Here is a 5,245-nt window from a genome sequence, read left to right as displayed (position 1 = left end):
TGGTCGCTCCGCCTCAGGCACTGTCGCACTAGGGCGTCGCGCCGGGGCCGGAGCGGCCTCGTATTGTGGCCCCCATGCTGATCGCGGGAGTGCTGTGCGTGAGCGCGGCGGTGGTAATGGCCGTACTCGGACTGCGGTCGTTGGTCCGTCCCGCCGGCACCGGCACCGTCGGGGTGATCATGCGCTCGGTTGCGCCACCGCAGCTGGCCGGCGCGATCATGCTGGCCGCCGGAGGCGCGGTGGCACTGGCTGCACCCGTGGCTACCGCAGTGCCGGTGATCTGCGTGTGCGTCGTCGGCGCCCTCGGTACCGTGGCCGCCGGCTCCTATCAGACCGCGCGCTACGCACTGCGCCGCGAAGAGGCCGAGGCCACCTGTAGCGGGTCCTGTGCGGCCTGCACCCTGGCCTGCCACTGACCGGTACACCCTTGTGCTGAAAAAGCTCTCGGCGCTGCCGATTGACACTTTCCTGCTGGCCATGGCCGCCACGGTCGCGCTGGCCGCGCTGTTTCCGGCCCGCGGCGCCTTTTCCGACGTCATGTCGGTGGCCGCCAAAGTGGTTATCGCGCTGCTGTTTTGGCTGTACGGCGCCCGGCTGTCTCCGCAGCAGGCCTGGCAGGGCGTCAAACGGTGGCAGCTGCATCTGCTGGTTTTGGCCACCACGTTCGTGGTCTTCCCGTTGCTCGGGCTGGCCGCCCGCGGCCTGGTTCCCTGGCTGCTGAACCTCGACCTGTACAACGGGCTGCTATTCCTGTGTCTCGTCCCGTCGACCGTGCAGTCTTCGATCGCCTTCACGTCGATTGCGCGAGGCAATGTCTCGGCCGCGCTGGTCAGCGCATCGCTGTCGAACATCGTCGGGATCGCGCTGACCCCGTTGCTCGTCGTGCTGCTGATGAACACCAGCGGCGGAGCCCGCATGGACGCCACCGCGGTCCGCGACGTCGTGGTGCAACTGCTGCTGCCGTTCGTGGCGGGTCAACTGATGCGGCCGTGGATCGCCGACTGGGTTGCCCGGCACACGGTGTTGACCAAAGCCGTCGACCGCGGCTCGATCCTGTTGGTCGTCTACACCGCGTTCTCGATGGGCATGGTCGAGCACATCTGGCGCAGTGTCAACGCCTGGCAACTGGCGATCGTCGCTGTGGTCAACACCGTGCTGTTGGCGGTGGTGCTGGCCTTCACGTGGCTGGTCGGCCGAGTGGCCGGACTGGATCGCGGCGACAGCATCGTGCTGCTGTTCTGTGGCTCGAAAAAGAGCCTGGCGTCGGGTCTTCCGATGGCGCTGGTGTTCTTCCCGGCCGCCACCGTCGGGGTGATCATGTTGCCGCTGATGATCTTTCACCAGATCCAGCTGGTGGTGTGCTCGGTGATTGCGAGCAGACTGTCCCGGGACTCCCTCGACGACGAGCCCGCCGTGGCCGCTTAGTTGCGGCTGACGTCGATCGGGTGGGTGGCCAGCATCGACAGCGGCTGCGGCTGACGGCGCAGCACCCGGCCCCACAGGTCTACCCGCGGCTGGACGAGAACGTCAGAGGGCAACGCCGACAACACAATCCAGTCGTCGCGCTCGATCTCACCCTCGAGCTGGCCGATGGTCCAGCCGGAGTATCCGGCGAAGATCCGGACACCCTCGACCAGCGGGGCGATCGACTCGGGGTCGGCGTCGAGATCGACCATCGCCGTCCGGCCGGCCACATGGCGCAGACCTGGCACGTCGTCGGGCGTCGCACCCACCCGGAGCACCGCCAGGCACAGCGCCGCATCGCGCTTGACCGGTCCGCCGATGAACATCGTCTTCGGTTTCGCCGCGATCTGCGCCCACTGCGGCAATACGTTGTAGACCGCGGTCTCGCTGGCACGGTTGAGCACGACGCCCAGGGTGCCTCCGTCATTGTGCTCGACGATGTAAATCACGCTGCGGCGGAACGTCGGCTCGAGCAGATCCGTGTTGGCCAGAAGCAACGTGCCCGCTCGCACTCGGTGTGCGGTGGGGGCAACATAGTCTTCTGGATCTTCGGACTGCGCCACCCTCCCATCATGGCATCCGGGCCCGACCACCGTGGCGAACAAGCGGTGCGCTGCGAGGAATTTGTACTGTTGTTAACAGGCGCCTGAACGCTCGGTTCGCGGCTGCCGAGCCCCATGCCTTTCGGAAGTAGGTGCAGTGACTCATCCGCACGCGGCGGTCGCTGTCTGGCGTTCGGTGCGCAACCTGCCCGACTTTTGGCGGCTGCTGGAGTTGCGGACGGCAAGCCAGTTCGGCGACGGCCTGTTTCAGGCGGGTCTGGCGGGCGCGTTGCTGTTCAATCCCGAGCGCGCCACCCGCCCGCTGGCGATCGCCGCGGCGTTCGCCGTGTTGTTTCTGCCGTATTCGCTGCTCGGCCCGTTCGCCGGTGCGTTGATGGACCGCTGGGACCGCCGCCTGGTGTTGATCGCCGCCAACGTCGGCCGGGTGGTGTCGGTGGCGATCGTGGGAATCTGCCTGGCGGTCGGTGCCGGCAATGTGCTGGTGCTGTGCGGCGCGCTGGTGGTCAACGGCCTCGCCCGGTTCGTCGGTTCGGGGCTCTCGGCCGCCCTGCCGGACGTGGTGCCCCGCGAGCAGGTCGTCACGATGAACTCGATCGCGTCGGCGGTCGGCGCGGTCGCGGCCTTCCTCGGCGCCAACTTCATGCTGGTGCCGCGCGCGATCTTCGGCTCGGGCGACAGCGGGGCCGCGTCGATCATCTTCCTGGTGATCGTCCCGTTGCTGATCGCGCTGCTGCTGTCGCTGCGATTCCCGGCCCACGTGCTGGGGCCCGACGACACCTCGCGGGCGATCCATGGATCGGTCCTCTACGCCGTCATCACCGGATGGCTGCACGGTGTGCGCACCGTGCTGCAGCGTCCCACCGTCGCCGCCACCCTTTCCGGGTTGGCCGCGCACCGGATGGTGTTCGGCATCAACTCCCTGGTGGTGCTGTTGCTGGTGCGCAGCCGCGATACGGCCGCGGTCTCCGCGCTGGGCAGCGCGATGCTGTTCGTCGCCGCGGCGGGCGCCGGGTCGTTTCTGGCGAACCTGGTCACCCCGGCCGCGGTACGCCGCTGGGGGCGCTACGCCACGGCCAACGGTGCCCTGGCGATCGCGGCGGCCTTCGAGATCGCCGGCATCGGTATGCGCCTGTGGGTGCTGGTGGCATGCGGCTTCTTGCTGGGCGGAGCCGGCCAGGTGGTCAAGCTGTGCGCCGACACCGCGATTCAGATCGATGTGGACGACGCCCTGCGCGGCCACGTGTTCGCGGTGCAGGATTCGCTGTTCTGGGTGGCGTTCATCGCCGCGATCACCGCTGCGGCGATCGTCATCCCGAGCAACGGCCACTCTCCCGCGCTGATCGTGGCCGGCGCCGCGGTGTATCTGTGCGGGCTGGCCGTGCACACCGTCGTCGGCCGCGGAGCGAATCGTTAAAGTACGCAGATGGCCGACCTGTCAGAGATTGTCGACGACCTACGCGCCGAAAGCGATGAGCTCGACGCGCTGGTCGCGCCGCTCGAGGATGCGCGCTGGGCGGAGCCGACGCCCGCCGCGGGGTGGACGATCGCCCACCAGATCGGGCACCTGTTGTGGACCGACCGCGGCGCCCTGGTGGCGGTCACCGACGAGGACGCGTTCGCCGATGTGGTGAAGACCGCGGTGGAGGACCCGCTTGGTTTCGTCAACACCGCGGCCGATGAGCTGGCGGCCGTTCCGCCCGCCGAGTTGCTGGCCGACTGGCGGCGCACCCGTACCCGGCTGCACGATGCGCTGCTCACCGTCGCCGAGGGACGCAAGCTGCCGTGGTTCGGCCCGCCGATGAGCGGCCCGTCGATGGCGACGGCCCGGCTGATGGAGACCTGGGCGCACGGCCTAGACGTTGCCGACGCCCTCGGCGTGACGCGACCGGCTACCGCCCGGCTGCGCTCGATCGCGCACATCGGGGTGCGGACCCGGGATTTCGCGTTCGGCATCAACGGCCAGCAGCCGCCGAGCGATCCGTTCCGGGTGGAGTTGCGGGCCCCCGACGGCAGTACCTGGTCGTGGGGGCCGGCCGATGCGGCGCAGCGGGTCACCGGGTCCGCCGAAGACTTCTGCTTTCTGGTCACCCAGCGCCGCCCGCTGCGCGAGCTGGATGTGACGGCCACCGGCGACGACGCGTCGCGCTGGCTGACGATCGCGCAGGCCTTCGCCGGCCCACCCGGCGGCGGTCGATGACCACACGGCGCGAATCACTGGTGATCCTGCCCCGGGAGTTGACCGAGGGACTCAGCGACGACGTGCGCGACGCTCCCCCGCCGCCCACGCCGGTGCTGGCCGAGCCCTACGCACTGCGCTTGGTCGATCCCGACGCCGACGCGGACATGATCTCGCGATGGATGAACATGCCGCACCTGGTCGAGGCATGGGAGTCGGCCTGGCCGGTAACGCGGTGGCGCGACTACCTACGCGCGCAGCGCGCAGGCAACTACTCGCGCCCATTCATCGGCAGCATGCACGGCGAGGACGGCGGATACGTCGAGGTTTACCGCGCCGCAAAGGATTCCATCGCAACGCGGTATGACGCCGATCCCTACGATGTAGGCCTGCACGCGGCCATCGCCGAGCTGTCAGTCGTCAACAAGGGTCTCGGCCCGTTCCTGCTGCCGCGCATTGTTGCGAGCGTCTTCGACGTCGAACCCCGTTGTCGCCGAATCATGTTCGACCCCGACCACCGCAATACCTCGGCGCGACGGCTGTGTGAATACGCCGGCTGCGCCTTCCTCGGCGAGCACGACATGAGCAACCGCCGGATGGCGTTGTACGCGCTGCCGCGCACGCCCGACGACGTGCCGCAGGCCCGTTAGCTTTTGTGCGTGAAATCGACGCGGGCCACCAGGCCACTCGAACTTCGTTGCGGCCTCGTCGATCTCGACGCGGCTAGTTGTTTGACGGTGGTGGTTGGGGTTGGAAGGGTTGATACCACCACCAGTCGGCGCGCTCGCCGGTGGGCCCGGGCCACGGTGGGACAGCGGGCGGGGGTCGGGTTGGTGGGCGCGCCAGCGATCCCGGGCTTAGTGACTGACCGTCGTTGTCGGTGACCGTGAGCGCGTCGGCGGGTCCGGTGATGGTGATGACGCCGCGGTGGTGCAGCCGGTGGTGATAAGGACACAGCAATACCAGGTTGGCCAGCTCAGTCGGGCCGCCGTCTTCCCAATGCCGGATGTGGTGGGCGTGCAGCCCTCGGGTGGCGTCACAG

General features: G+C 68.6%; 7 protein-coding genes. 5 read left to right on the top strand and 2 right to left on the bottom strand.

Annotated elements, in window-relative coordinates; all coding sequences use genetic code 11:
* The first annotated feature begins 74 nt into the window (after window positions 1-74).
* Window positions 75-416: a hypothetical protein gene (locus VN856_RS25710; RefSeq protein ID WP_325694577.1), complete on the top strand. Its 342-nt coding sequence runs from the start codon at window positions 75-77 to the stop codon at window positions 414-416.
* Between the two features lie 16 nt (window positions 417-432).
* A complete protein-coding gene (locus VN856_RS25705) occupies window positions 433-1,425 on the top strand; it encodes a bile acid:sodium symporter family protein (protein ID WP_325694579.1) in 993 nt (330 codons plus the stop codon).
* Here the strand turns inward: VN856_RS25705 and VN856_RS25700 are convergent.
* Window positions 1,422-2,027: a YqgE/AlgH family protein gene (locus VN856_RS25700; RefSeq protein ID WP_325694576.1), complete on the bottom strand. Its 606-nt coding sequence runs from the start codon at window positions 2,025-2,027 to the stop codon at window positions 1,422-1,424. The two genes, VN856_RS25705 and VN856_RS25700, sit on opposite strands and share 4 nt — an antisense overlap.
* Before the next feature lie 136 nt (window positions 2,028-2,163).
* On the opposite strand from VN856_RS25700, the gene VN856_RS25695 reads away from it, so the two are divergent.
* Genes VN856_RS25695 through VN856_RS25685 form a run of 3 tightly spaced genes read left to right on the top strand, consistent with a single transcriptional unit; the run spans window position 2,164 to window position 4,853 of the window.
* Window positions 2,164-3,441: an MFS transporter gene (locus VN856_RS25695; RefSeq protein WP_325694574.1), complete on the top strand. Its 1,278-nt coding sequence runs from the start codon at window positions 2,164-2,166 to the stop codon at window positions 3,439-3,441.
* Window positions 3,442-3,450: 9 nt separating this feature from the next.
* Entirely contained in the window at window positions 3,451-4,224 is a 774-nt protein-coding gene (locus tag VN856_RS25690; RefSeq protein ID WP_325694572.1) for a TIGR03084 family metal-binding protein, read from the top strand.
* On the top strand, window positions 4,221-4,853 hold the full coding sequence (locus tag VN856_RS25685) for a GNAT family N-acetyltransferase (RefSeq protein ID WP_325694571.1): 633 nt from the start codon (window positions 4,221-4,223) through the stop codon (window positions 4,851-4,853). The genes VN856_RS25690 and VN856_RS25685 overlap by 4 nt, the downstream gene beginning before the upstream one ends.
* 73 nt (window positions 4,854-4,926) lie before the next feature.
* On the opposite strand, the gene VN856_RS25680 is transcribed toward VN856_RS25685, so the two are convergent.
* Window positions 4,927-5,245, bottom strand: a 319-nt coding sequence (locus VN856_RS25680) for an HNH endonuclease signature motif containing protein (RefSeq protein ID WP_325694569.1), incomplete at its 5' end; no start/stop codon positions are given.

The organism is Mycobacterium sp. (assembly GCF_035603715.1).
Taxonomy (GTDB): domain Bacteria; phylum Actinomycetota; class Actinomycetes; order Mycobacteriales; family Mycobacteriaceae; genus Mycobacterium.
This window is presented reverse-complemented; position numbering and strand designations above follow the sequence as displayed.

Bases quoted from the DNA above. Each gene is read 5' to 3' on its own strand.
- VN856_RS25685 (WP_325694571.1), top strand. From the start codon at position 4,221: ATGACCACACGGCGCGAATCACTGGTGATCCTGCCCCGGGAGTTGACC.
- VN856_RS25710 (WP_325694577.1), top strand. From the start codon at position 75: ATGCTGATCGCGGGAGTGCTGTGCGTGAGCGCGGCGGTGGTAATGGCC.
- VN856_RS25690 (WP_325694572.1), top strand. From the start codon at position 3,451: ATGGCCGACCTGTCAGAGATTGTCGACGACCTACGCGCCGAAAGCGAT.